Genomic DNA, 22,423 nt, shown 5'->3' with positions numbered 1-22,423 from the left:
CCAACATCATTCGACTGCAGCTGAGGTGCGCTTACGCCGTACCGGGGGAATCTCCTCGAGAACGAGATCCTTTTTACCGGTATCCAGCTTCAACCCGAAATACTGGGAACGTTCGATGAAATTCTCTTCCGATTCATCTTCCCATGGGATATATTCCAGCGCGGCCGGGCTGCGGAAAGCGTAAAGCAGCAGATCGATAACTTCCCGCGACGAATTAGCAAGTTTCATGACCGTGTCTTTCCGGGCGGCGTAAACCTGCCCGGTAACCAGGGTGGGCACGTTGGGATAATAGACGTTGATAATCGGGAATAATGCTTTCTGATTGCTCAGTTTGACCTTCTCTTCCGAGAGTATCCAGCCGTAAGAAAGGCAGGTCGGTGAATAAAGGAAAAGACATGGCTGCATGTTGGACAGCCTGCCGATGGTCATTATCTCGCCTTGTCCGAAGAACAGGCCTACCACGGGCACCTTGGACAGCACTTTCCCCAGGTTGGTCGTTTTCAGTACCAGACCGGTGAAATACACTATCAGGAAGCAAAAGATAATCCCGGAACCGAATACCAGGTAGTTATCAGGTACCACCGCGCCTAGAATACCGCGTCCGACGCTTTCGGCACTCCCGGCCAGCAGGTAAGCAAAATAAAGACCGATTACCAACGGCACCCAGAAGATGATCCCATACAGAATGAATGTGGATTGGTTTTTAACGAATTTCTGGCGGTTAGTCAATTTTTTCTTCATTGGTTCTTCCTTGTTTTGGCATACAGGGATGGGAGCGCTGCAAGTCGCGGCAGCTCCCATTCCTGCTTTGCATGAGATATGACCAGGTGAGACTAGCCCGTCTTGTCGTCGATCAGGGCATCCGGTGCGTTATTCCTGACAGACTCGATGCCGTTCAGCACACCGGCTTTGGCGTTGTAACCCTCGGAAACCGCAATAACCTCACCATTGGTGGCGATCAGCTTGAACCGGAACTCGCCCGCCACATCCTTGTTGATTTCGAATTTAGCGTCCACCACGCGCCGGGCTCGCTTTACGTTCACCGACTGGACAACACCCAGGTACGACCTATACCCGTGGCGGGTATAATAACGGTCGATATCCGCCATATCTTCATCTTTCTGCCACTTCTCTATCTCTTCCAGCCAATGATCCTTGTCCATGCCGGGAGCTTCCTGCAGTACTTCCGCCGGCATATCCAGGACGAATTTCATATCTTCCGGACGCCACTTCAAAGCCTCCCAGGGCAGGGCGAACCACTTGTCGCTGATACCCAGGGTGCCTCCGAAAGCCACCAGCGCAAACGCGATCAATCCCTCGTTCATATCCACGACGAAGGTTTGGATCTGACCCATGTCCTCGTTCTTTTTGTTGATCACATCGTACTGTTCCAGTCTTATAGTAGGTACGAACCTCGATGATTTATTCATTTTTTTATCTCCTCGAAGAATTCCTATTTTTTACCGGTGCGACGTTGACTAAAACGCCCTGAAAACGCTTTTCAACAGCCAGACGATTATAAGTATCACCGCCAGGACAAGCGCGATATTGACCAGCGCGCCCAGGCTGAAGGCAAACAAACCTAGCGCCCACAGGACTATGAGTATGATTGCGATTAGAAGCAGCATTATGTAACCTCCTTTCCTTGCAGATTACCTCGTTATTCGAGGTCGTGTCCGTAGCCAGATCGGTTCGATGCCCCGATCGCCGGTGTTGCCAACAGCGAAAGGGCGACGATGAACAGCAACAGGACAAAATCAACCATGATACAACTTCCGATACACCCTGAACCTAACATTTAGAAAATGTTCAACACCGCTTTCAGCAGCCAGACGATCAGGATTATCACAGCCAGAACCAAGATGATATGGATCAGTCCCTGGTTGGAGGAACCACCTCGTCCCCACCCTCCACGCCACCCCGTGAACCAGAGTATGAGCAGGATGACCACGATGAGTAATAAGAGATCCATTTTGCCTCCTTAACCTTTTGTTTCGTTATGCCTTAATATCAGTGAGATTTGAAAACCTTCATCAAACCTATTATCAACAGGATGGCGCCTACTACCATTCCGGCGATCCCGGCTATCTGGAGCAGTGTGGCGTCATCCCGGGTCATATCGGAAAAAAACCACCCGAAGCCGAATATGGCATCACCTTGTGATATGATTTCGTTTGCCCGTTGAAACGCCGCAAAACCGATCACGCCGATGATGCCACCCAGTATTGCCAGTAAAGTTCCACCATTTGTCTTCATCGATAGCCTTCTTGGAGAGCATTCAATTCCAGTATTTCCATATCGCCACAATGTCCCCGCTGCTCTTAACAGGGCTTGTTCTTTTAATGTATCTCTTAATTATCAAACGGCAGTCCCTTGCCGTACAAAAGTAAACTTACCTAAAAATGGAACCTTCAGTACCTATTTTCCCTTAGTATTCCTCGCCGGATGCGCTATGCGGAGTTTATTCCTTATCCTTGATGGCCGCAGGGTTCGCCTGTTTTTCCGTGAGGGTTGCAGAGCGGAATTTCCCTAATTTAAGTATGTGCCCTGCATTACATCCACACAACCCGCTCCGGAGGTTAATCGGAGGGCATCAAGGTGCGGCCGATACGCAAAAACAACGGTAACCGTCAGGGTACTGCAAATAGCGTTAAAGGGGGGTATAATGGTACCCTAAGGCCACCCGAAGTGGTGTGGGCTCGCCCGACAGAGTCACTGAGGAGACATATCATGGCGGTCAAACAGCAAACGGGACCTGAATCCTTGATAGTATTGATGATCGGGTTCAACCCGGTGGTCCGTGAAGGTTTGCAGGCTATCCTCTCCAAAGACCCGCGGATTACCAGGGTTGACGATGCCGCGGATGAACGTCAGGCGCTGCAGTATATAAAATCTGCCCGGGACCGGGGCAAGCCGGTCAGGGTGGTGTTGACCGAAACCCGGAATGACAAAGTTGACGGCGTGCAGATCACCCGCCTCATCAAGGAAGAATTCCCTGAGATAGCCGTCTTGGTGCTTACGGAAAATCTCAACGATTCTTACGTCATCGACGCCATCCACGCTGGCGCGGGCGGATACATCTTCCTTAAGGATATGACCCCGGACGCCTTGATTCAGAGCATTCTCCGGGTGATTCAGGGCGACGCGCAGGTGACCACGGTGCTGCTGCGCGCTGCGGTGGAAAATTTACTGCAAAACGGCCGCAAGACCCTTGCCGAACGCACCGCCGAAGCCGCTCACCTCACCGCCAGGGAAGTAGATGTGCTCCGGCTTATGGGCAACGGGGATTCCAACAAAGAGATATCCGCTAATTTGAACATTGGTATGGATACCGCCAAAAAACATGTGCGCAACGTCATCGACAAGCTGCAAGCCCGCAGCCGCACCCACGCCTCCATCATCGCCGCCCAGGCTGGCATCATAGGCAAACAACCCATCACGCCATTAATCGAAGGCTAGCCGGTACCCCGACGTTCACTCCGTCGGTGTTATTTGGTATTATTAGTACTAACGGAACCGGTTCAGAGGTTCCTTAGACATCCGGATTTCGGGTTCCACCCCTTGCGTAGCGATTCTCTTGCTTAAACGCAGTCCGTTCTTTATAATAGACCACTTGTGGAGGTGGTGACGTGCTTATATTCAACGTGGCGCAATTGGAAAAGTCGCCTGTCGGCACCACCAGGGAATACCAGGTAGACGACCAGGTGGACATCGACGGTTACATGGTCACCGTCAAGGGCGAGGTGCAGTTGATCCGCACCAACCTATCGGTGCTGGTGAAAGCGAACCTGGAAACGGCCCTACCGCTTGAATGCTGCCGCTGCCTGAGAGATTTCGACTGTGCGCTGAAGGTGACGTTCCAGGAGGAATTCCTCCCGACGCTGGATGTGATGAGCGGCCTGCCGGTGGATGTCGAAGATCCGGATGAGACCTTCACCATCGACGAGCACCACGATCTGGACCTCAGGGAGGCGGTGAGACAGTACGTCATCCTATCTCAGCCGATGAAGCCTCTCTGCCGGATGGATTGCCCTGGTATCGCGCCCAAGTTCGCGTCGTAGCCGCCGGGCGGATCAATGGCAGCAAGTTAATTGAAGCTCCTCCCGCTTCTGAACGGGAATATATATGACTAACTATGATATAGTTAGAGTCGATAATATGGTCAAGAAATAATTGAAAATGGAGACCCTGGAAGATGCCCGTACCCAAGCGTAAAACTACCCCCGCCCGCCAGGGCGAGCGCCGCAGCCACCTGCACCTTGAAGAACAGCAACTGGTGGAGTGCAAGCAATGCCACCAGCCGAAGCTGTCGCACCGGGCCTGTCCCGCCTGCGGCGACTATAACGGCCGCCAGGTCCTCGACATAGAGGGTAAGGCGCAGAAAAAAGCCGAAAAGGCCAAGAAAGAACAAAAATAGTTCTTTCGCCTTCGGCATATTAAAGCTCAGGGGGAACTCAGGTGGATAATCCCAAACTGGCTTATGTCTTCCCCGGTCAGGGCGCCCAGGCGCCGGGCATGGGGCAGGACGTTTATGATGAGTTTGACGCCGCGCGTGCCGTTTTCAAGGCCGCCGACGAAAGGCTCGGCTTTGCCATTTCCGAGTTCTGCTTCGAAGGTCCCGAGGAAAAGCTCAGGGAGACCGCCATCGCCCAGCCGGCCATGGTAACGGTCAGCCTTGCCTACCTCGCCGCCGCCCGCGATATGGAAGTGTTGCCGGAGCCGGATTTCGTGGCCGGGCACTCGCTGGGTGAATACACTGCTTTGGCTGCCGCCGGCGCCCTTGATTTCACCGATGCTATCCAGTTAGCTTCCCTGCGTGGCCGGTTGATGCAGATGGCTGCTCAGCAGTCGCCGGGCTCGATGGCGGCAGTGCTGGGAATGGATGAAGCCGGGCTCGCCGAGATCGCCGCCGCTAACGGCGTCTATATCGCTAATTACAACAGTCCCGGCCAGCTGGTGCTCTCCGGTGCCAGAGAAAACATGGTGAAGGCTGTCGAATCCCTCGCCGCCAAGGGCGTCAAAGTGGTGCCGCTAAACGTTTCCGGCGCCTTCCACACCCCGCTCATGGCTTCCGCCGCCGAAGGCCTGGCCAAAGTGGTCGAAAGGCTCAATTTCACGGACGCCAAGATTCCCATCATCGCCAATACCACCGGCCTGCCCATAACCGCAGCTGAGGATATCCGGGCGGAACTGCTCAAGCAACTGACTGAGAGCGTTTACTGGCAGAAATCGGTGGAATACATGTCCGGCGCCGGCGTCGGCACCGTGATCGAGATCGGCCCGGGCAAAGTACTCACCGGTCTCATCCGTCGTATCAACCGGGATCTGAAAACGATGAATATCTCCGACGCCCAGACGATCAAGAACCTGCAGGACGTCTCATGGGGTTAGATAAGCGGCTCGAAGGTAAAGTAGCCGTGGTCACCGGCGCCGGGCGCGGCATCGGTCGCGCCATCGCCCTCAGGCTGGCAGCCGACGGGGCATCCGTGGTTCTCAACAGTCTGTCGGAGAGCGCCGAAAAAGTGGCGGCGGAGATTACCGCCGCCGGCGGTCAGGCGATCGCCGTCCGGGGCGATGTTTCCAAATCCGAGGACGTGGCCCGGTTGATCGAGTCCGCCACCGCCGCCTACGGCCGGCTGGACATCCTGGTAAATAACGCCGGCGTCACCCGCGACAATCTCCTGCTGCGCATGAGCGAGGATGACTGGGACACGGTCATGGACACCAACCTGAAGAGTGTTTATCTCTGCTGCCGCGCCGCCGTCAAACCGATGCTTAAAAGCCGCGCCGGCGGACGCATCATCAACCTGTCAAGCATCGTCGGCCTTACCGGCAACGCCGGACAGGCTAATTACGCCGCTTCCAAGGCCGGCATCATCGGCTTTACCAAGGCGTTAGCCAAAGAACTGGCATCACGCCAGGTAACGGTCAACGCCATCGCCCCCGGCTTCATCGTCACCGATATGACAGCAGGCCTGTCCGAGGAAGCGAACCAGGCGCTGGTCAAGCGCATCCCGTTGGGGACTCTCGGCACTCCGGACGACGTGGCGGCGGTAGCCGCCTTCCTCGCCTCCGATGAAGCGCGTTACATCACCGGTCAAACGCTGACCGTCGACGGCGGAATGACACTATAGACAACTTGGTTTTTTCTGAGCATGACTAACCGCCACGACGCCCGCGTGCTTTCCCTCAAGTCCCTCTATGAGTTGGACATGACTCACCATTCGATGGATAAGGTTATCGAGCTGCAGGTCGCCGCCGTCGCCCTGCCAACCGATCAGGAAACCTTTGCCCGCGCGGTGATCTCAAGTACTCTTCAGAAGCAGGAAGAGATCGATGAACTGATTCACCGGCTGGCTCCCACGTACCCGGTCCTTCAGATGGCCCCCATCGACCGCAACATCCTGCGGCTTGCAATCTACGAGATTTTACACGATAATAGTGTCCCGGTAAGGGTAGCTATTAACGAAGCGGTGGAACTGGCCAAGGAGTTCGGATCGGACAGTTCCGCCAAATTTATAAACGGGGTGCTGAGCACAGTGGCAACGCTGGCCCGGCGCGACTAACAAAATTCGGAGGAAAATGAATGGCCACAGTTTTTGATCGCGTTAAGAAAATCGGTATCGAGCAGTTGGGCGTCGAGGAAAAAGACATCGCCATGGAATCCAGCTTCGCCGATGACCTGGGTGCCGATTCCCTGGATCTGGTCGAGTTGATCATGGCCCTGGAAGAAGAATTTAGCACCCCGGATTCCAAACTGGAGATCCCGGATGAGGATGCCGAGAAACTGCTCACCGTTAAAAACGTAGTGGAATACCTCAAGGGTAAAGGCGTAAAGGACTAAGTTCCCTTTTTTTAGACCTTTTCGCTGGTCGTGCGTTCATTCAAAGTTAGCGGCATAGGGCAGCCGGGTGTCGCCTTAATTCTCAGTCTTCCGCCCGAATGGCTGCCGCAGCCGCGCAGTCCGGACAATCGTCCGCGGCCGTTGAACGAATACTGGTAGCGGCCGGACTTGCTCTGAGGCGCCCCTCCGGTATGAACGAAGACCTCACCCCGGCTGCCGTCCTCGAACTCCATGATGAACTCTCCAGTGTTCTTGAGTTCTTTGCTGGCGTAGAAATCCCCCCACCACTTCATCCGGGTGAATTTCGTACCCTGGGTAAACATCATCTGGTAGCGGACATCGGCCACCGGCTTTTCAATATCTTTGGCATAGAGCCGTGCCGTGCCACCGCTGTACCTGACAGTCATCTGGCTTCCAGGCGACTCACACCACGGAAATAGTAATAGTAGCGCGGCGGAATGCCATGAACCGCTTTGTTGACCCGTTTTTTAAGCGAACATGCGGCGCGGCGACCGTCACTCAATTCGATGTAATAGCCGGTTCCGTCCTGGATGCGGATGAATTCCAAGAAGATCAATTCGCCCCACCAGCCGCTTTCGTCGTTGCACTGGAGGCGGTATTCCACCTCGCCCAGGCATTCCTCGCCGCCGTGGTTATACACTTTACCTAATTCCATCTTAAAATAAACCCCTTCTCCCTAACCGGTGCTATCATTACTATCCTGAACCAGAGGTCCGGACATCGATATGCAGATTTCGAATTTACGCTTGACAATTCGCCAGATTATTATGGTGTACCACCTCGTCGCCGTAACTATGTCCCAGCGTGTCTGCGATGCGGTCGGAATGCAGTCCCTTGATCAGGTCCACCTCGCCGGCATCGTAATTGGCGATGCCGTAACCCAGTTGTTTACCATCGGCTCCAATGAGGCGGACGATATCACCCCGCTTGAAAGCCCCCTCGACGACCGTCACCCCTGCCGGCAGCAGGCTGCCGCAGCGCCGGACCGCACGCGCAGCGCCTTCATCGATGACAATGCGTCCCCGCGCCGCCAACCCGGAAAGCAGCCACCTTTGGCGGGCGTCAGGCTCGGCCTGGGGCAGAAAATGAGTCCCCAGGCATTCCCCGCCGGCGACGCGCCCGATGACATCCGGTTCCCCTCCGGAGGCGATGACGACCCTCACCCCGGAAGCAGTGGCCAGTTTGGCCGCCTCCAGCTTGGTCACCATACCTCCGGTGGCGGCGGCGCTCAAGGTGCCCCCGGCCAGGGATTCGATCTCCGGGGTGATCTTCTCCACAACCGGTATAAGCCGGGCGTTTCTATCGACGCGAGGGTCCGCGGTGAAAAGGCCGTCGATATCGGTCAGGATCAGCAGCAGGTCGGCATCGACGAGGTTGGCCACCATGGCCGACATATTATCGTTGTCGCCGAACTTGGCCTCCTGGATCTCATCCACCGCCACCACGTCGTTCTCGTTGACGATGGTGATAACCCCCAGTTCCATGAGGGCGAGTAAGGTGTTTCGGGCGTTCAAGTAGCCGGACCGGTCATTGAGGTCAGCGCGGGTTAAAAGCGCCTGGGCCACGGTCAGGCCGTGAGCGCTGAAGAAGCCGTCATAGAGGTTCATCAGCCGGCTTTGCCCCACGGAGGCCAGCACCTGTTTGTAGGGAATATCCCGGTTCTTCTTGTACAGTCCCAGCTTCTCTTTACCGGCGGCGATAGCCCCGGACGTGACGATGACCACCTGGCCGCCCCTGCCGGCCAGAGCCGCCACCTGGGCCGCCAGACCGGCCATGACCGCGTGATCCAGCCGGCCACTGCCCCCGGTCAGGAGGTTAGTGCCTAGCTTGATGACGATGCGCCGGTAGCAGAGTTTTTCAGTCATGTTCGGTAGCTGATTTGCCCGTCATTATAACAGCGGCGCCATATCCGGACAAGGAACACCCACGCCTTGCCTCTGCCGCCCGGCTTCAACTATACTTGAACCATAAACGCATCGCAGGTGAAGATATGGACGCCGTGACCGACCTGGAACTCAAATGCCGCAGCGCCAAGACGGCAAGCCGCCACTTGTCCTACAGTCCCACCACGGTGAAGAACGCCGCTCTATCGAACATCGCTGACGGTTTGATGCTGCACGCGTCCGGGATCCTCGAAGCCAACGCCACCGACCAGGCCGAAGCCCGCGCCTCAGGCATGAACACCGCCATGCTGGACCGGCTCATCCTGACCGAAAGCCGGCTTGAGGCCATGGCCGCCGATGTCCGATGTATCGCCGCTTTGCCCGATCCGGTCGGAGAAGTGTTCGATATGCGCACCTCGCCGAACGGGCTCATCATCGGCAAGAAACGGGTTCCGCTGGGCGTCATCGCCGCGATCTACGAATCCAGGCCGAATGTCACGGTGGACATCACCGCCCTGTGTCTGAAAGCGGGTAACGCCGTCATCCTGCGCGGGGGCAAGGAGACCATCCACTCGAACAAAGCCCTGGTGACCGTCATCCACGACGCCATCGAACAGGCGGGCCTGGATCGTGACTCCGTGCAATTCATCGACAACACCGACCGGGCGCTGGTGCCGGAACTGCTTCACATGTGCGACTTCATCGACTTGGTCATCCCCCGCGGCGGCGCCGGTCTGATCAAGTTCATCAAGGAAAACTCATCCATTCCGGTGGTGGCCGGGGGCATCGGGGTCTGCCATACGTACATCGACGCCTCGGCCAAACTAGACGACGCCGTAGCTATCGCCTTCAATGCCAAGGTGCAGCGGCCGACCGTCTGCAACGCCCTGGATACCCTGCTGGTGCACCGGGGCATCGCCGCGGTTTACCTGCCGAGGATCGCCGCCGAATGGGCCAAAGCCGGTGTCGAGATGCGCTGCGATCCGGCTGCCCTGGCCATTCTGGCGGGACAATCCGGTATAGTTGCCGTTCCGGCCGCTCACGATGACTGGGGCCGGGAGTTCCTGGCGCTCGTAGCCGCCGTCAAGGTCGTCGATTCGTTCGATGCCGCGCTCGACCATATCGTAACCTTCACTTCAGGCCACTCCGAGGCCATCATCACGGAAGACTACTCCGCCGCCCAGCGCTTCATGAACGAGGTCGATGCCGCCGCCGTTTACGTCAACGCCTCCACCCGTTTCACCGACGGCGCCCAGTTCGGTCTCGGCGCGGAGGTAGGCATCTCCACCCAGAAAATGCACGCCCGCGGCCCCCTGGGACTCAAAGAGATCACCAGCTACAAGTGGCTGATCTATGGGTCGGGACAGGTGCGTCCTTAAGTTTAGCGAACACAATAAGCCGCAATATAATCGTTAACGCCCGGTTTATACCAATCAAGACAACCAGGCTGGATGATCGATTCTAGGGATCGTCCACACTTCATATCGCGAGTATCAGTAGTTTTAGAAAGGCAATATCAATGTCCCGAATCGACAACCGCGCCCCCGATGAGCTTCGAGCCATCAAGATAACCCCCGGTTTCCAATCCTTCGCCGAAGGCTCGGTGCTCATCGAGCAAGGCCAGACCCGCGTCATCTGCTCCGTTTCCATGGAGGACCGGGTCCCCGCGTTCCTCAGGAACTCCGGCACCGGCTGGGTGACCGCGGAATATGCCATGCTGCCGAGGGCGACTTCGACCCGCACGCCCCGGGAATCAGCGACCAAAATATCCGGCCGCAGCCAGGAAATCCAGCGTCTGGTCGGCCGCTCGCTCCGGGCGGTAACCGATATGTCAGCCCTTGGCGAACGCAATTTCGTCGTCGATTGCGATGTCCTCCAGGCCGACGCCGGCACCCGCACCGCCGCGATTACCGGCGGCTATGTGGCGCTCTTTATGGCCTTTAACAGACTGCTGCAATTAGGCGTCATCAAGAAAATGCCCCTGAAATCCCAGGTGGCCGCGGTGAGCGTGAGCATGTATAAGGGAGAGATATTGCTTGATCCGTCCTTCGAGGAGGACTGCAACGCCGACTCAGATTTCAACCTGGTGATGAACTCGAACGGGGAATTCATCGAAATACAGGGAACCGCGGAGAAGCGGGCTTATAGTCGCGGGACCATCGACTCAGTACTGAGTTTGGCCGATAAAGGCATCAGGCAGATCTTCGAGATTCAGGCGGCAGCGGTAGCAAGTTTGTAACTTCGTAACCTTTTAACTAACTCGTAAACAGAAACCGGTGATCGCTTGGCATCGATCATTTTACGTGGGCTGAGACAGGATCTCCGCCGCCCATTCCAGCGCTGCTGTCACCGCCGTTTCCCGTGTCTGCTGTCGGTTCTTGCCCTTGAAGACGAATTTCCGGGTCCAGACACCGTCGGGCGTCGCCAGTCCGATGTAATAGAGCCCAACTGGCTTATCTTCGGTAGCGCCCCCCGGCCCCGCGATGCCTGTGTCTGAAAGGCAGATATCCACCCCTAGGGCGCGGCGACCGCCAGCGGCCATCTCTTCCGCAACCTGGGGACTGACGGCGCCGTAAGCTAACAGAGTGGCATATTTGACACCGGCTAGTCTCATCTTGACCTCATTGTGGTAGGCGATGATGCCACCCTTGCAATAGGAGGACGCGCCGACCACGGAAATAATCCGCGCTGCGATCAAGCCGCCGGTGGCTGATTCGACCGTGCCGATGGTCAATTCTTTGCGCAATAATAGTTCGCCGAGTTTCTGTTCGAGTGATGCCACCGGTGACCTCGTTTTTAAAATGGTATTCTATTATAGCAAAGAAGTCCCTTCTAAAGGATAAGACCTTGGGATGATCAATAGATCGGACTGCTCCTTGCGACTTTCACAGTGGTGTTATAATATCCACGTTGCCATTCGAGGCTGGCCACAAAGACCAAGGACGCGAAATGAACGATTGAACAGCTGCTAATTGTGAATCAAGCGATTATCATAGTCCGCATCCAGCCCGGCGCCGGTAAAACCGGGGTAGTCGGCCGCCACGACGAGGGCGTTAAAATACGGGTTGCCGCGCCGCCGGAAAAAGGAAAGGCCAACGCCACACTGATCGAGTTTGTCGCGGAACGTTTGAGTATCAGTAGAGATGCAGTCGAAATACTGAGGGGGCACACCAGCCGCAACAAGGTGCTAAGAATTACCGGGATGGACCAGGCGGAAGCCCTGCGAAGGATGCTCGGGGAAGATTAGGCTTCCGGGGAGGGGCAACTGCCGCCCTTCAGCGGAATGGACACCGTAAACGTGGTACCTTCACCCAGTTCACTGGAGGCGCTGATTCGGCCGCCATGCTCCATGACGATGCCGTGGCAGATGGACAACCCCAAGCCAGTCCCCCCATCGTCGGCGCGAGTGGTGAAAAAAGGATCGAAAAGTTTGTCGAGATGCTTAGGTTCGATGCCCGGGCCGTTGTCGGTCACCGTGATCACGATGTAGCCGTCCAACTCACCAGTGGTAACGATGAGTCTGTCGCCTTTGCCGGATCTGGCCATGGCCTGTTCGGCATTGATGATCAGGTTGACCAGAACCTGCTCTAACTGGTAATAATCCGCCATGAGGCAAGGTAGTTCACCCAGGTGGGTGATAACCGTGATCCCGCGCTGGCGCAATTCGTACTCCCTCAGCTCCAATGACTCCGAGACGATATCATTGACATCGACCGGTTCTTTCTTCGGCTGGCGTTGCCGGGCAAAGGTCAATAGATTCTGCACCACCTTGGCGGCACGCTGAGCCTCGGAATGGATGCGTTTCAAATCGGTGGTCATTTTCTCGTCGGCACATTTTCTGAGCAGCCGTTCCGAAAATCCGATGATCCCTGTGAGAGGGTTATTGATCTCATGGGCTACCCCGGCGGCCAACTCTCCCACCGACGCCAGCCGCCCGGACAGGTTGAGCTCCGATTGAAGCTGCTTTTCTCGTACGTCGGCCTGCACCCGATCGGAAACATCCCGGGCAAACACCCAATAGTAATGCTTGTCGCCCAACTGGATAAAACTCAGTATCGTTTCAACGGGCAATACCCGCCCGTCTTTCCGTCGGTATTCTGATTCCCAGGTTGAGGAACCGGATTGCTTAAGTTCCGTGAGCCGCTTTTTCCATTCCTTCCGGGGTGTCCCGATATCTATGTCCTGAATGGTGAGTGACATGATGCCTCCAAGGTTATACCCCAGGAGCCGGCTGGCGGCGCCATTGGCATAAAGCACCGCACCTTTTTCATTAAGCCAGAAAATAGCCTCACCAGCGTTTTCCACCGCGAACCGGGTCAGTCTTCCCATCTCCTGGGCTGTTTTTAGATGAGTCACTTCGATGAGCGATAGTAGCGAGAGATCGGTGCCGGGGAAAACCGCCACGTTGATCTCTATATCGTGTGAGCCGCCATTCTGGTCGACGAGTGTGAATTCGTACCGCTCCGGCGCCAGCCCCGGGTGAGAACGGCGCAAATTATGGTAATCCTGGGCTTTCTTCCGATCGGTCTCGGCCACGAACTCGAACCAGGAATGCTTGCCTTCGATCTCGCGGACATTCATGTCGACGAGCCGAGCCAACGCCTCGTTGGCCATGACGATGATACCGCTCTTGTTGAGCACTGCCTTACCGGTACCGCTGCGCTCGAACATCGTGCGGAAAGTCGAAGCAGCGTCATCGAGTAACTGCCGCTCCACTACCTCACGCATCGGCTGCTGGCTGTCAGTCTCCCTGGCAGGCATAGATTATCGCATTCCCAACGTCGAAATCTGAACCTGAAGCACTTAGCTGCGATCGATACGGATGAAGCTTTTGACGGCGTTTAAAACGTCAGCTTCTCCGAACGGTTTGTTCATGACGCCGAAAGGTCCCTGGGAAAGAGCCTGGGCCATGCTCTCGCTGTCAGGGAAACCGGTGATGATTGTAACTGGCAGTTCCGGATCTATGACCCGGATTTTGCGTAACACATCGGCGCCGCTCATGCCCGGCATCTTAAGGTCCAGGAAAACCAGGGCAAAATCCTTGGCCTTGATATACTCAAGTGCCTCGGCCCCGCTGCCGGCGGTGATGACCTTATGCCCCGCATCTTCCAGAATATCGCGAAACAGATCTCTGATCGTCTGATCGTCATCCACCACGAGTATGGTGGCTTTTGCCCCGACAGCCGTGGACTTCAGCCAATCATCTATGGCCGCTCTGTCGAAACGCCAGCTGTGACTCACCTTGAGTGCCGGGATTGTCCCCTTTTGTAAAAGACGATAAATCGTTTTCTGGGTCACCCGCAGGTAATCAGCTACCTCACGCACAGTCATCAGCTCAGGCATAACATATTTCTCCTCGCGCCCTGGAGCGCTCAAATTACAAAATAATTTTCAGCATACTATTTTAGACATTTTGAGTCAAGTTCCAGACGGTTCTAGTACACCGGACATGCTGGCGCAATTTTTCCATTAAAGCGTCTGTGAAGGTTTGCTCCCACCATTTCAAACCCAATTTTGAGTTGCCGGACGAACACGATATACTTCTATCATGAACGAACTCAAAAATACTGCAGGAGTAAAAAGCATGAAATCAGCAATCCCCCGACTGGTACCCCTGGTAGCTCTGACACTGGCTCTAATTTCCTCAGCCGCCTGTTCATCCGATGGAACCACCCCCACCACTTCTGCGCCGACCACTCCAGCTGCCACCACCCCCTGGGCAGCCGACGGCATTATCTCTACCGGTGAATATACCTCCTCCCAATCTTTCACAAGTGGTGTTACGACCTTCAATCTGCACTGGAAAACCGACGCACAGTTCATTTACGTGGCTATGGAAGCGCAGGTAACCGGATATATCGCTGTTGCCCTGGACCCTGACATCATCGGAGGTAAAACAAATACCGATATGCTCTTCGGTTATGTCGCCGGCAGCCAGGCATTTCTCTTCGACCAATGGGCTAGGACAGAAGCCGGTGAATCCCATCCAGATGATACGGCTCTTGGTGGTGTAAACAACATTACCGAATTCGGCGGCCGTGAAACCGGCGGTAAAACCATAATCGAGTTCAAACGCCTGTTAAACACGGGGGATCAGTATGACCACCCGTTTGTTACTGGCGCTAACCGCATCATGTGGGCAGTCCACAACACTTCCGATGATCTCCAGGTCCACACTGCTTTCGGCCGGGGCAGCATTACGATAAGTTAAACCAACCACAATCGAAATTTAAGCCGGGTAATGTCAGTCGACGTTGCCCGGCTTAATATTATGTCTAATAATCGATCAGTGTTATAATGGAATTTCATGAAACTGAAATTCTTCCTGGGACTGGCCGCCACCGAACGCCTGGCGGTAATCGCTCTCGTCCTGTTGTTGCCCCAGTTCAGCCCGGTAGCACTGGCATACCCGACGCCGGAGCGCACGTATGAGGTCGGTCTTCATACCATCACCCTGGACTATATCGACCCAAGCGGTGGGACGCAATTCGTAGAAGCGGCTATCTGGTATCCGACTGACGACAAGGCGTCCATTTACACCTATAGCGACGGTGCCCGGAGCTATTTGGCGATCGATGGCGAACTGTCGCAAACCGGCACCGCCTACCCGCTGGTTATCTTCAATCATGGTTTCAATGCTTCGGAGATGCAGTCGTTATTCCTCAAAGAAACGCTAGCCAGCGAAGGTTATATCGTGGCTTCCGTACGTTTCAGCGATAACATCTGGGGCGGGATCACCGAATTTCTTAGCTTTGCCGACCATCAGATCGGCGATGGCATCGACGGTTACCTGCGGGATGTATATGAAAACTACTTCGACACCTATCGCCTTCCGGCGGCTGAGGCACTGCTCGATTACATGATCTCAGAGAGCGACCGGGCAGGATCGTTATTTCAAGGCGGCATCGACATCTCTGCCATCGGCATGGGTGGGCACTCTTTCGGTGGCTTGACCACCCTAGGACTGATCGGCGGTCATTCCGACCCGGCTCAGGAAGACCCCCGCATCAAGGCAGCCCTGCTGCTCTCATCACCGTCCTTCCCCTTCGAGAAAAACATCGGCAACATCGATGTCCCCATCATGGCCATGCGCGGGGATTATGACCTGCTGCTGAACCGGCCTGAGGACGCCTTCTGGTATCTGGGCGGCGAGGTCCAGCCGCCGTATTATTACCTGGTGCTCCGAAACGCCGACCATTTCGTCTTTTCAGAGTCTGATGCCGATACCGGCTGGGTACCGGCCGCCATCGCCGAAGATGAACGGCTGAAAGCTATCGACCTTTACGCCCTGGCGTTCTTTGACCTCTACCTCAAAGGCGACGCTTCAGCGGCAACAACACTATCCCAGACCTCCACGGCGCTCCTTAGCTACGACTGGCTGACCGCCCCATAGCGCAGAACCCTGACCTTCTCCATGGTGATGAGCCCATCACCCATCATCCCCTCCACCTCCGGCAGTACCCCGTCAAGATGCTCCTGGGAGTCCACGATCTCGATGATCACCGGCAAATCCTGTGACAGCCGCAGCAGGTGCGTCGAATGTATCCGGCTGCGAGCACCAAAACCGGTAATGCCCCGCAGCACCGTCGCCCCAGCCAGTCCACGCTCTTTGAATAGTTCGACCAACTTCATATGAAGAGGTTTTCCGTCGATAACGTCGGACTCACCGATGAAAATCCTCATGAGAACCTGTTCGCCTTCGATTTTACGCATTACGCTCCTCCTGCGATGAGTCTCCCGGCAAAAATGCCGGCGAACACGGCGGCGATACAGACCATCACGCTCACAATAATATTCAAAGCTGCCGTCCCCCACGCCCCTTCCTGTAACATCCTCACTGTCTCATAGCTAAAGGTGGAAAAGGTGGTGAAAGCTCCCAGGAACCCAATGGTCACGGCAGTGCGCATATGCGGTGGTACCAGGTCTGTCGAAAGGCCGACTTGCATAATAAGGCCGATGAGGAAACTGCCAAGAACGTTAACCACCAGTGTACCGTAGGCAAAGCCGCTGCCCAATGCAGCGTAAACGGCGCCGGATAGCGCGTAACGTCCCAGCGACCCCAACGCCCCGGCCGCGGCGATCAAGAGCAGTAAATTCATGTGACTATCTTAGCGTCTTCAGAAAGTGAATACAAAAACAGAGAGCCCCGGTAAAGGGGCTCTCTGATCGATTAACGAGTGTTGGGGTTTAGTAGGCGCTCTTGGATTTGGCGAAACAATCGCTGCAATAAACCGGGCGACCGTTGCGGGGTTCGAAAGGAACTTCGGTCTCCCTGTTGCAGGAAGCGCACACCGCGGGGAACATCTGACGGGGTCCACCGCTCATGCCACCGCCGCCACCACCACCGCGGGTCTGCTTGCGAGCCTGGCGGCAGGTCGGACAACGCTTGGGCTCGTTGGTGAAGCCCTTGGAAGCGAAGAATTCCTGCTCTGAGGCCGTGAAGGTGAAGTCGGCGCCGCAATCGGCACATTGGATGGTTCTGTCTTGGGCCATGGGATGACTGCTCCTTTTTTGATTATACTTTGGTCTCCGGTTAGGTCATCCGGACCATGGCAAGAACCACCTTGGGCTGGGATACCAACTTTCAACCGCCCTAGAGTATGCCACTACGATGGACTCACTGTCAACTGCGATGCATATACGTCGTCGCGATACCTGCGTCCAGGACTGAATGCTTGCCGAGACAACGGGTCTCATATATCATTAGGCGCACAGGGAACCATACAAACGACGATCAGGAGGCTGTCATGCCCTCTAATATCGGCACCAACTTGAAGACCAGTCTCAAAATGGGACCTTATCTCCTGAAATGGATCTTCCAGCGTCTGAAGATCGGACCCGGCGAATACAGCTATCACCAGAGATCCGCCGCCATGGCCATGACCTTCATCCTAATATTCGTGGTGCCCGCCTCGATATGGCTCCTGAGCCTCATGTTACCCTGGGCTTGGGTGACCTGGGTCTTGAGCCTGTGGGCAGTCTACGGACTGTACCGGGTGATGGGGCTTTACGCCTCGATGGTGGGACTGCCGCATAAACTCGATGAATCATGTCTGCTGGTAAGATACAGTTTTCTGGTCAGCGGCTGTATACCTTATGACTCGATCGAATCGGTCGAACTCAGTAGGGAAGGTTGGGGCCAGGGCGGGGACGGCCTCAAACTGGATCTGGAAGAACCTATCGCTTATCTGAATGTCGGCAGCGCCAACAGCATCAAAATTGGACTGCGGAACCCGGTAACACTCGAGGCAGAGGGCATGCCGACACCACCGGTCAGCACCATCTTCATCCACGCCGACCATCCGGATCTGCTGGTTGATGCGCTGCAACAACGCCTCGGCATGGCGCCGGAGGTCTAAAGCCCGGACAGCCGCCCGGCGAGGGTTTTTAAAGCTTCTTCCGCCGTCGTCGAGGACCCGATATCCAGGCATATCGACGGTGTTCCCCGCCGTTCGTAATAAGCCGTGAGGGGCTGAGTTCTTTCAGCAAACACTTTCAGACGCCGCTTCACCTCTTCTATCGTATCATCCACCCGGCCGGTCCGGTCGCCCCCGGCATCGGAGCGGATGCGTTCCAGCACCGTCTCCGGAGTGCATTCGAGGACCACCAGCGCCTTCATGTCAATCATCCCCTCCAGCGCCAACGCCTGCCCCGTGTGCCGTGGCAGACCATTCATTACAATGAGATCGTTCGGACCCGGGTTGCTTTCCCTGATGAATCCAGCCAGGAGTTTCTCGGCAATGCTGAAATGTTCATCTTCCAGCAGGGCGCCGGTAAGGAGCGATCCCCTGACCACCTCCAGTTCACCGGATGTGAGCAGTCCTGTTGGTTCACCGGTATACCTGCGCAACCGACTGCCGAAATCGAAATGAAAACACCTGCGTCCCCCCAGCCCCGCCCGTTCCAAGGTCTCTCCAAGAGGAGTCTTGCCGGAACCGGTCGGTCCCAGCAGGAGAATTGCTTCGGGAAGTTCCTTATTGGATATGTGAATCTGATTCATGGCTCAAGTGTAATTGATGACAAGGAAAGTTAGCAACAGTCGATCCTTACTCAAGATTTTCAATTTTGAAGTTCCCCTGCCCCTTGCCCCACCGCCTCCCAAGGAATAGAATACATAGAACACAACTACTTACAAAGGAGAGACACCCATGCCCGATCCCCGCGTCCAGAAACTGGCTGAACTCCTGGTGAAATACTCCACCAAGGTTAAACCCGGCGACAAGGCGGTCATCAATACACCCTCGGCGGGATTGCCGCTGGCGCGGGCCATCTACCTTGAGGTCTTAAAAGCCGGTGCTCACCCGGTGGTCATGCCGCGCGGTGACTACGAGGACCTCCTTTATCGCCACGGTACCGACGAGCAGCTTCAGTTCATTCATCAGCCGCAGCGGCACATCACCGAGAATTATGACGCCCGTTTCGCCATCCTGGCCGACGACAACACCAAGAAACTCTCCACCGTCGATCCGGACCGCATGGTCGTTTATGACAGGGCGCGCACCGACCTGATGAAGACGATGATGAAACGCTCTGCGTCAGGCGACCTGAAATGGGTCGTTGCCCCGTTCCCCACCTCCGCCATGGCCCAGGACGCAGAGATGAGCTTCGAGGAATACGAAAACTTCGTCTATAGCGCCTGTATGCCGGACCTTAAGGACCCTATCGGCTACTGGGGCACCCAAAGCGCGCGGTTGCAGAAAGTCATTGACTGGCTGAAGTGCCGCAAAGAAGTGCACATCACCGCGCCGGAGACCGACCTCAGGCTTTCCATCGCCGACCGGAAGTTCGTCAAATGTGACGGCCAGTTCAACATGCCCGACGGCGAGGTCTTTACCGGCCCGGTGGAGAACTCAGCCAACGGCCACGTCTATTTTTCCTATCCGGCGATCGAAAGCGGCCGCGAGGTCACCGGTGTCAGGTTATGGTTCGAGGACGGCCGGGTGGTCAAGGCTACCGCCGAGAAGAACGAGAAGTTCCTGCTGAAAACCCTGGACACCGATGAAGGCGCCCGCCGCCTGGGCGAGTTCGCCATCGGCACCAACGAGGGCATCACCAAGTTCACCGGCGAGATCCTCTTCGACGAGAAGATCGGCGGCAGTTTCCACCTGGCGCTGGGCGCCGGCTATCCGGAGACCGGCTCGGTCAACGAGTCCGCCATTCATTGGGACATGGTCTGCGACCTGCGCCGCGGCGGCGAGATCCGCGTCGACGGCGACCTTTTATATAAGGATGGTAAGTTCGTTATCGATGTCTAAAAAGCCCAATCGAAATTTCGAACCCAATCGAAAAGCCCCCTCTGGCGAGGGGGCTTTTTTCAATATCGCTAGATTAGATTTATTACTTGTGGCGGCGGTCTCGTTTCCCGCTGGCGCCTACCGGCTCGCCTTTTTCGGCCTGGGCTTCTTCCTGGGTCAATTTCCGGTCCGGATAATTGGTCCAGCCGCACTGGAAACACTGCTCATACTTGCCATATTGATCGCTGTCGCCGTAAACATCACCGAAATGACAACGGGGGCAGCTTTTAATTTTATACATCTTGGATTCCTCCGTTCACCGATTCAATCAAGACACTGACATTTTATAACTTTATGCAAAGTTTGTAAGTAACTTATGTCACCTGAAAAAGGCGCACGATTATGATCAATGAGGTGGCGGATACAGGAGGAACTTAGCGCGAGTGTTAGATACGGTCAACGTCCAGAAATAAGGCTATCGACCGCCGCCGCCGCCCGGGCGTACAGGCGCCGGGCATCCTGTCCGGTGCGGGCTTCCACGGTGAAACGGAGCTTCGGTTCGGTACCGGAAAGCCGGACCAGGAGCCAGCTATCCGGAAAAACGAGCTTCAATCCGTCGGTGCGTTGGATCGAATCAGGTTGCAACGACGACAGCCGATTTTCGATCGCCGCCACGGGCGGCGGTGTTTTGAAAGTTATCGCGCCGCGAACGATGGGATACTCGGGAACACCATCCAGCAACCTGTCGAAGTCGGTTTGCGTGGCAATAGAGCACAAAACCGCCGCGGCATGAACCGCGTCTGGGCAATACGACAGATCCGGAAAGATCCAGGCGCCGCAAGGCTCACCGCCGAACTCACCGCCGCCGATTTTCAGTTCAGCGGACACGGCGCTGTCACCTACCCGGGTGCGCCGTACGGCGAACCCGGCTTCTTCGACTGCCATCGAAGTTTCGACGGTAGTAACAACCGACCGCGCCCCCAGGCTCCGCGCCAGCACGACCATCAATTTGTCACCCGATACGATTTGCCCGCGTGAATCTACCGCCACCAACCGGTCGGCATCCCCATCATGAGCCAGACCCAGCCGGGCGCCGCTGGATACGACCGTATTGATGAGTTCGGAAAGATTGGATTCGATGGGTTCGCTGTCTCTCGGAAAATCACTGGAAGTATCACAAAATACCGGTATCACCTCTGCGCCCATCAACCCGAGTATCTTCGGTGTGATGACGCTGCCCGCCCCGCCCCCGCAGTCCAGCGCCACTTTAAGTCCGTCCAACCGCCCGGGACAAAGTTTCATGATTCGTTCGATGTGTTCACCGATGGCATCCGGATAATCGACTGATATCGCGATTCCATCACCGCTCGGTTGATTCCCCGCTATCGACGTCTGATGTTCGAGTTCAGCCTCCTGAACCGCGTCGAAGGCCGATCCGTCCGGGTTCCAGAACTTCAAACCGTTATACTCCGGCGGGTTATGAGAGGCGGTCACCATAATTCCGGCATCGAAATGCCGGGCGGCATAGGCCAGTGTAGGCGTCGGCGCCAGTCCGGTGTCGAAAGCCGCGGCGCCGCCTTCACCCAGACCGGTGAACAAAGCTGCCTTAAGCGCCGGCGTGGATAATCTATGATCGCCCCCGACCACAACTCGTTTTGACCCCATCGCCACCGACCGCCCCAGCCGTCCGACCAGATCGACGAAAGGCGCATCAACCACGCGTCGAATACCGGAGCTGCCGAATAATGTCATCGCTATAGCATTTCTCCCGTCGCTTCCATTCACCCCAATTATCATATGATGAACTCCCGCATGCAAACTCCTCTAAATCGCCAAACTCAGTCCATATTCTCTCCACAATCGGTTGCTATGATGGAACTATAGTAAAAATCCAATATGAAAGGTGGTGACAACTTATGAAAAAGAATTGGAAAATTGCTGCGGTGGTCCTAGCGGTGGTCGCCCTGGCTACCGGCTTCGGTACCGTCGCCTTCGCTGCGGATGAGCCCACAGTAACTCCCGGTGCCTGCGGTGGACCCGGTTTGGGCGGATTCGGCGGCTTCGGCGGCAACTCCACTGTGATTACAGACCTGCTGGGTCTGACCGCGGAAGAGCTTTACGACCTCCGCGCCGGTGGTAAAACCCTGGCTGAGATCGCCGCCTCCAAGGGCGTGAACGAGAACGCCCTCGTCGCCGCTCTTATCGAAGCCCGCCAGGAGATCCTCCAGGCTGCGGTGGCAGCCGGCCGGCTCACCCAGGAGCAAGCCAACCTCATGCTTCAGACCATGGAGCAGAACATCCGGGTAATGGTGACCTCCAATACGGCTCCCAGGGGTCTGGGTGGTTGTAGCGGTGCGGTCGGTGATGACCTTGCCCCTGCCGCGGGTTTCGGCGGGATGCGTGGATTCGGCGGTATGCGCCGTTAAATCCAACACACTCCC

At 56.1% G+C, this 22,423-nt stretch carries 32 protein-coding genes; 15 read left to right on the top strand and 17 right to left on the bottom strand.

Features of this window, described 5'->3' with window-relative positions; all coding sequences use genetic code 11:
- Positions 1-6: 6 nt before the first annotated feature.
- From ABFB09_RS03500 to ABFB09_RS03480, 5 genes are all read right to left on the bottom strand, one after another.
- Positions 7-741 (bottom strand): hypothetical protein, encoded by a 735-nt coding sequence (locus ABFB09_RS03500; protein ID WP_346999906.1) that lies wholly within the window; start codon positions 739-741, stop codon positions 7-9.
- Positions 742-833: 92 nt separating this feature from the next.
- Positions 834-1,430, bottom strand: a complete 597-nt coding sequence (locus ABFB09_RS03495; RefSeq protein WP_346999904.1) for a DUF1508 domain-containing protein — start codon at positions 1,428-1,430, stop codon at positions 834-836.
- Between the two features lie 48 nt (positions 1,431-1,478).
- A complete protein-coding gene (locus ABFB09_RS03490; protein ID WP_346999902.1) occupies positions 1,479-1,628 on the bottom strand; it encodes a lmo0937 family membrane protein in 150 nt (49 codons plus the stop codon).
- 170 nt (positions 1,629-1,798) lie between these two features.
- Positions 1,799-1,972 (bottom strand): DUF5670 family protein, encoded by a 174-nt coding sequence (locus ABFB09_RS03485; RefSeq protein WP_346999901.1) that lies wholly within the window; start codon positions 1,970-1,972, stop codon positions 1,799-1,801.
- A gap of 38 nt (positions 1,973-2,010) precedes the next feature.
- Positions 2,011-2,256, bottom strand: a complete 246-nt coding sequence (locus ABFB09_RS03480; protein WP_346999899.1) for a hypothetical protein — start codon at positions 2,254-2,256, stop codon at positions 2,011-2,013.
- A 474-nt stretch (positions 2,257-2,730) separates the two neighbouring features.
- On the opposite strand from ABFB09_RS03480, the gene ABFB09_RS03475 reads away from it, so the two are divergent.
- From ABFB09_RS03475 to acpP, 7 genes are all read left to right on the top strand, one after another.
- Positions 2,731-3,459, top strand: coding sequence for a response regulator transcription factor (locus ABFB09_RS03475; protein WP_346999898.1), 729 nt, complete (start codon positions 2,731-2,733; stop codon positions 3,457-3,459).
- Between the two features lie 170 nt (positions 3,460-3,629).
- Positions 3,630-4,061 carry a DUF177 domain-containing protein gene (locus ABFB09_RS03470; protein ID WP_346999896.1) on the top strand — a complete coding sequence of 144 codons (432 nt, stop codon included), beginning with the start codon at positions 3,630-3,632 and terminating at the stop codon, positions 4,059-4,061.
- Positions 4,062-4,195: 134 nt separating this feature from the next.
- Positions 4,196-4,417 (top strand): 50S ribosomal protein L32, encoded by a 222-nt coding sequence (gene rpmF / locus ABFB09_RS03465; RefSeq protein ID WP_346999895.1) that lies wholly within the window; start codon positions 4,196-4,198, stop codon positions 4,415-4,417.
- Positions 4,418-4,458: 41 nt separating this feature from the next.
- Positions 4,459-5,391 carry an ACP S-malonyltransferase gene (gene fabD, locus ABFB09_RS03460; RefSeq protein WP_346999894.1) on the top strand — a complete coding sequence of 311 codons (933 nt, stop codon included), beginning with the start codon at positions 4,459-4,461 and terminating at the stop codon, positions 5,389-5,391.
- Entirely contained in the window at positions 5,382-6,134 is a 753-nt protein-coding gene (gene fabG / locus ABFB09_RS03455) for a 3-oxoacyl-ACP reductase FabG (protein WP_346999892.1), read from the top strand. The genes fabD and fabG overlap by 10 nt, the downstream gene beginning before the upstream one ends.
- Positions 6,135-6,155: 21 nt before the next feature.
- Entirely contained in the window at positions 6,156-6,566 is a 411-nt protein-coding gene (gene nusB, locus ABFB09_RS03450; RefSeq protein ID WP_346999890.1) for a transcription antitermination factor NusB, read from the top strand.
- 20 nt (positions 6,567-6,586) lie between these two features.
- Positions 6,587-6,844 (top strand): acyl carrier protein, encoded by a 258-nt coding sequence (gene acpP / locus ABFB09_RS03445; protein WP_346999889.1) that lies wholly within the window; start codon positions 6,587-6,589, stop codon positions 6,842-6,844.
- 11 nt (positions 6,845-6,855) lie between these two features.
- On the opposite strand, the gene ABFB09_RS03440 is transcribed toward acpP, so the two are convergent.
- The 3 genes from ABFB09_RS03440 to proB form a co-directional block, all read right to left on the bottom strand.
- Positions 6,856-7,251 carry a hypothetical protein gene (locus tag ABFB09_RS03440; RefSeq protein ID WP_346999888.1) on the bottom strand — a complete coding sequence of 132 codons (396 nt, stop codon included), beginning with the start codon at positions 7,249-7,251 and terminating at the stop codon, positions 6,856-6,858.
- Positions 7,248-7,520 carry a hypothetical protein gene (locus ABFB09_RS03435; RefSeq protein WP_346999886.1) on the bottom strand — a complete coding sequence of 91 codons (273 nt, stop codon included), beginning with the start codon at positions 7,518-7,520 and terminating at the stop codon, positions 7,248-7,250. The genes ABFB09_RS03440 and ABFB09_RS03435 overlap by 4 nt, the downstream gene beginning before the upstream one ends.
- Before the next feature lie 85 nt (positions 7,521-7,605).
- Positions 7,606-8,730, bottom strand: coding sequence for a glutamate 5-kinase (gene proB, locus ABFB09_RS03430; protein ID WP_346999884.1), 1,125 nt, complete (start codon positions 8,728-8,730; stop codon positions 7,606-7,608).
- A gap of 134 nt (positions 8,731-8,864) precedes the next feature.
- Here proB and ABFB09_RS03425 point away from each other — a divergent pair, with 134 nt between their 5' ends.
- Both ABFB09_RS03425 and rph read left to right on the top strand, forming a co-directional pair.
- On the top strand, positions 8,865-10,127 hold the full coding sequence (locus ABFB09_RS03425; RefSeq protein WP_346999942.1) for a glutamate-5-semialdehyde dehydrogenase: 1,263 nt from the start codon (positions 8,865-8,867) through the stop codon (positions 10,125-10,127).
- Positions 10,128-10,267: 140 nt separating this feature from the next.
- The gene (gene rph / locus ABFB09_RS03420; RefSeq protein WP_346999882.1) at positions 10,268-10,987 is read left to right on the top strand and encodes a ribonuclease PH; all 720 of its coding nucleotides are present in this window, start codon (positions 10,268-10,270) and stop codon (positions 10,985-10,987) included.
- Between the two features lie 60 nt (positions 10,988-11,047).
- On the opposite strand, the gene ABFB09_RS03415 is transcribed toward rph, so the two are convergent.
- Entirely contained in the window at positions 11,048-11,530 is a 483-nt protein-coding gene (locus ABFB09_RS03415) for a nicotinamide-nucleotide amidohydrolase family protein (protein WP_346999881.1), read from the bottom strand.
- Between the two features lie 192 nt (positions 11,531-11,722).
- Between ABFB09_RS03415 and ABFB09_RS03410 the strand changes: the two genes are divergently transcribed.
- Complete coding sequence (locus ABFB09_RS03410; protein WP_346999879.1) at positions 11,723-11,995, top strand: DUF167 domain-containing protein; 273 nt, start codon at positions 11,723-11,725, stop codon at positions 11,993-11,995.
- On the opposite strand, the gene ABFB09_RS03405 is transcribed toward ABFB09_RS03410, so the two are convergent.
- Both ABFB09_RS03405 and ABFB09_RS03400 read right to left on the bottom strand, forming a co-directional pair.
- Positions 11,992-13,509, bottom strand: a complete 1,518-nt coding sequence (locus ABFB09_RS03405) for an ATP-binding protein (protein ID WP_346999877.1) — start codon at positions 13,507-13,509, stop codon at positions 11,992-11,994. The genes ABFB09_RS03410 and ABFB09_RS03405 overlap by 4 nt on opposite strands.
- 42 nt (positions 13,510-13,551) lie before the next feature.
- Positions 13,552-14,091: a response regulator gene (locus ABFB09_RS03400; protein WP_346999876.1), complete on the bottom strand. Its 540-nt coding sequence runs from the start codon at positions 14,089-14,091 to the stop codon at positions 13,552-13,554.
- A gap of 241 nt (positions 14,092-14,332) precedes the next feature.
- On the opposite strand from ABFB09_RS03400, the gene ABFB09_RS03395 reads away from it, so the two are divergent.
- Both ABFB09_RS03395 and ABFB09_RS03390 read left to right on the top strand, forming a co-directional pair.
- Positions 14,333-14,959, top strand: coding sequence for a DOMON domain-containing protein (locus tag ABFB09_RS03395; protein WP_346999874.1), 627 nt, complete (start codon positions 14,333-14,335; stop codon positions 14,957-14,959).
- Between the two features lie 96 nt (positions 14,960-15,055).
- Complete coding sequence (locus ABFB09_RS03390) at positions 15,056-16,141, top strand: dienelactone hydrolase (RefSeq protein WP_346999873.1); 1,086 nt, start codon at positions 15,056-15,058, stop codon at positions 16,139-16,141.
- Here the strand turns inward: ABFB09_RS03390 and ABFB09_RS03385 are convergent.
- The 3 genes from ABFB09_RS03385 to ABFB09_RS03375 all read right to left on the bottom strand — a co-directional run bounded on the left by ABFB09_RS03385 (position 16,117) and on the right by ABFB09_RS03375 (position 17,241).
- Positions 16,117-16,461: a DUF190 domain-containing protein gene (locus ABFB09_RS03385; RefSeq protein WP_346999872.1), complete on the bottom strand. Its 345-nt coding sequence runs from the start codon at positions 16,459-16,461 to the stop codon at positions 16,117-16,119. The genes ABFB09_RS03390 and ABFB09_RS03385 overlap by 25 nt on opposite strands.
- Positions 16,461-16,847, bottom strand: a complete 387-nt coding sequence (crcB, locus tag ABFB09_RS03380; protein WP_346999870.1) for a fluoride efflux transporter CrcB — start codon at positions 16,845-16,847, stop codon at positions 16,461-16,463. Before crcB ends, ABFB09_RS03385 begins: the two co-directional genes overlap by 1 nt.
- An 88-nt stretch (positions 16,848-16,935) precedes the next feature.
- Complete coding sequence (locus ABFB09_RS03375; RefSeq protein ID WP_346999868.1) at positions 16,936-17,241, bottom strand: zinc-ribbon domain containing protein; 306 nt, start codon at positions 17,239-17,241, stop codon at positions 16,936-16,938.
- 254 nt (positions 17,242-17,495) lie between these two features.
- On the opposite strand from ABFB09_RS03375, the gene ABFB09_RS03370 reads away from it, so the two are divergent.
- The gene (locus tag ABFB09_RS03370; protein WP_346999866.1) at positions 17,496-18,107 is read left to right on the top strand and encodes a hypothetical protein; all 612 of its coding nucleotides are present in this window, start codon (positions 17,496-17,498) and stop codon (positions 18,105-18,107) included.
- Here ABFB09_RS03370 and ABFB09_RS03365 read toward each other — a convergent pair.
- The gene (locus ABFB09_RS03365; protein WP_346999864.1) at positions 18,104-18,748 is read right to left on the bottom strand and encodes a nucleoside monophosphate kinase; all 645 of its coding nucleotides are present in this window, start codon (positions 18,746-18,748) and stop codon (positions 18,104-18,106) included. The two genes, ABFB09_RS03370 and ABFB09_RS03365, sit on opposite strands and share 4 nt — an antisense overlap.
- A gap of 148 nt (positions 18,749-18,896) precedes the next feature.
- On the opposite strand from ABFB09_RS03365, the gene ABFB09_RS03360 reads away from it, so the two are divergent.
- Positions 18,897-20,003, top strand: a complete 1,107-nt coding sequence (locus ABFB09_RS03360) for an aminopeptidase (protein WP_346999863.1) — start codon at positions 18,897-18,899, stop codon at positions 20,001-20,003.
- 82 nt (positions 20,004-20,085) lie between these two features.
- Here the strand turns inward: ABFB09_RS03360 and ABFB09_RS03355 are convergent, their stop codons facing one another.
- Together ABFB09_RS03355 and ABFB09_RS03350 are read right to left on the bottom strand one after the other, a co-directional pair.
- The gene (locus ABFB09_RS03355; RefSeq protein ID WP_346999862.1) at positions 20,086-20,283 is read right to left on the bottom strand and encodes a hypothetical protein; all 198 of its coding nucleotides are present in this window, start codon (positions 20,281-20,283) and stop codon (positions 20,086-20,088) included.
- A 155-nt stretch (positions 20,284-20,438) separates the two neighbouring features.
- The gene (locus ABFB09_RS03350) at positions 20,439-21,734 is read right to left on the bottom strand and encodes a phosphoglucosamine mutase (RefSeq protein WP_346999861.1); all 1,296 of its coding nucleotides are present in this window, start codon (positions 21,732-21,734) and stop codon (positions 20,439-20,441) included.
- Between the two features lie 164 nt (positions 21,735-21,898).
- Between ABFB09_RS03350 and ABFB09_RS03345 the strand changes: the two genes are divergently transcribed.
- On the top strand, positions 21,899-22,408 hold the full coding sequence (locus ABFB09_RS03345) for a hypothetical protein (RefSeq protein ID WP_346999860.1): 510 nt from the start codon (positions 21,899-21,901) through the stop codon (positions 22,406-22,408).
- Positions 22,409-22,423: the final 15 nt, after the last annotated feature.

Source organism: Dehalogenimonas sp. THU2, assembly GCF_039749495.1.
Lineage (GTDB): Bacteria > Chloroflexota > Dehalococcoidia > Dehalococcoidales > Dehalococcoidaceae > Dehalogenimonas.
This window is presented reverse-complemented; position numbering and strand designations above follow the sequence as displayed.

Coding starts and splice junctions, on each gene's coding strand:
- ABFB09_RS03500 (WP_346999906.1), bottom strand. CDS start 741: ATGAAGAAAAAATTGACTAACCGCCAGAAATTCGTTAAAAACCAATCC.
- ABFB09_RS03495 (WP_346999904.1), bottom strand. CDS start 1,430: ATGAATAAATCATCGAGGTTCGTACCTACTATAAGACTGGAACAGTAC.
- ABFB09_RS03490 (WP_346999902.1), bottom strand. CDS start 1,628: ATGCTGCTTCTAATCGCAATCATACTCATAGTCCTGTGGGCGCTAGGT.
- ABFB09_RS03485 (WP_346999901.1), bottom strand. CDS start 1,972: ATGGATCTCTTATTACTCATCGTGGTCATCCTGCTCATACTCTGGTTC.
- ABFB09_RS03480 (WP_346999899.1), bottom strand. CDS start 2,256: ATGAAGACAAATGGTGGAACTTTACTGGCAATACTGGGTGGCATCATC.
- ABFB09_RS03475 (WP_346999898.1), top strand. CDS start 2,731: ATGGCGGTCAAACAGCAAACGGGACCTGAATCCTTGATAGTATTGATG.
- rpmF (WP_346999895.1), top strand. CDS start 4,196: ATGCCCGTACCCAAGCGTAAAACTACCCCCGCCCGCCAGGGCGAGCGC.
- fabG (WP_346999892.1), top strand. CDS start 5,382: ATGGGGTTAGATAAGCGGCTCGAAGGTAAAGTAGCCGTGGTCACCGGC.
- nusB (WP_346999890.1), top strand. CDS start 6,156: ATGACTAACCGCCACGACGCCCGCGTGCTTTCCCTCAAGTCCCTCTAT.
- acpP (WP_346999889.1), top strand. CDS start 6,587: ATGGCCACAGTTTTTGATCGCGTTAAGAAAATCGGTATCGAGCAGTTG.
- ABFB09_RS03440 (WP_346999888.1), bottom strand. CDS start 7,251: ATGACTGTCAGGTACAGCGGTGGCACGGCACGGCTCTATGCCAAAGAT.
- ABFB09_RS03435 (WP_346999886.1), bottom strand. CDS start 7,520: ATGGAATTAGGTAAAGTGTATAACCACGGCGGCGAGGAATGCCTGGGC.
- proB (WP_346999884.1), bottom strand. CDS start 8,730: ATGACTGAAAAACTCTGCTACCGGCGCATCGTCATCAAGCTAGGCACT.
- rph (WP_346999882.1), top strand. CDS start 10,268: ATGTCCCGAATCGACAACCGCGCCCCCGATGAGCTTCGAGCCATCAAG.
- ABFB09_RS03405 (WP_346999877.1), bottom strand. CDS start 13,509: ATGCCTGCCAGGGAGACTGACAGCCAGCAGCCGATGCGTGAGGTAGTG.
- ABFB09_RS03400 (WP_346999876.1), bottom strand. CDS start 14,091: ATGCCTGAGCTGATGACTGTGCGTGAGGTAGCTGATTACCTGCGGGTG.
- ABFB09_RS03395 (WP_346999874.1), top strand. CDS start 14,333: ATGAAATCAGCAATCCCCCGACTGGTACCCCTGGTAGCTCTGACACTG.
- ABFB09_RS03390 (WP_346999873.1), top strand. CDS start 15,056: ATGAAACTGAAATTCTTCCTGGGACTGGCCGCCACCGAACGCCTGGCG.
- ABFB09_RS03385 (WP_346999872.1), bottom strand. CDS start 16,461: ATGCGTAAAATCGAAGGCGAACAGGTTCTCATGAGGATTTTCATCGGT.
- crcB (WP_346999870.1), bottom strand. CDS start 16,847: ATGAATTTACTGCTCTTGATCGCCGCGGCCGGGGCGTTGGGGTCGCTG.
- ABFB09_RS03375 (WP_346999868.1), bottom strand. CDS start 17,241: ATGGCCCAAGACAGAACCATCCAATGTGCCGATTGCGGCGCCGACTTC.
- ABFB09_RS03370 (WP_346999866.1), top strand. CDS start 17,496: ATGCCCTCTAATATCGGCACCAACTTGAAGACCAGTCTCAAAATGGGA.
- ABFB09_RS03365 (WP_346999864.1), bottom strand. CDS start 18,748: ATGAATCAGATTCACATATCCAATAAGGAACTTCCCGAAGCAATTCTC.
- ABFB09_RS03360 (WP_346999863.1), top strand. CDS start 18,897: ATGCCCGATCCCCGCGTCCAGAAACTGGCTGAACTCCTGGTGAAATAC.
- ABFB09_RS03355 (WP_346999862.1), bottom strand. CDS start 20,283: ATGTATAAAATTAAAAGCTGCCCCCGTTGTCATTTCGGTGATGTTTAC.
- ABFB09_RS03350 (WP_346999861.1), bottom strand. CDS start 21,734: ATGACATTATTCGGCAGCTCCGGTATTCGACGCGTGGTTGATGCGCCT.
- ABFB09_RS03345 (WP_346999860.1), top strand. CDS start 21,899: ATGAAAAAGAATTGGAAAATTGCTGCGGTGGTCCTAGCGGTGGTCGCC.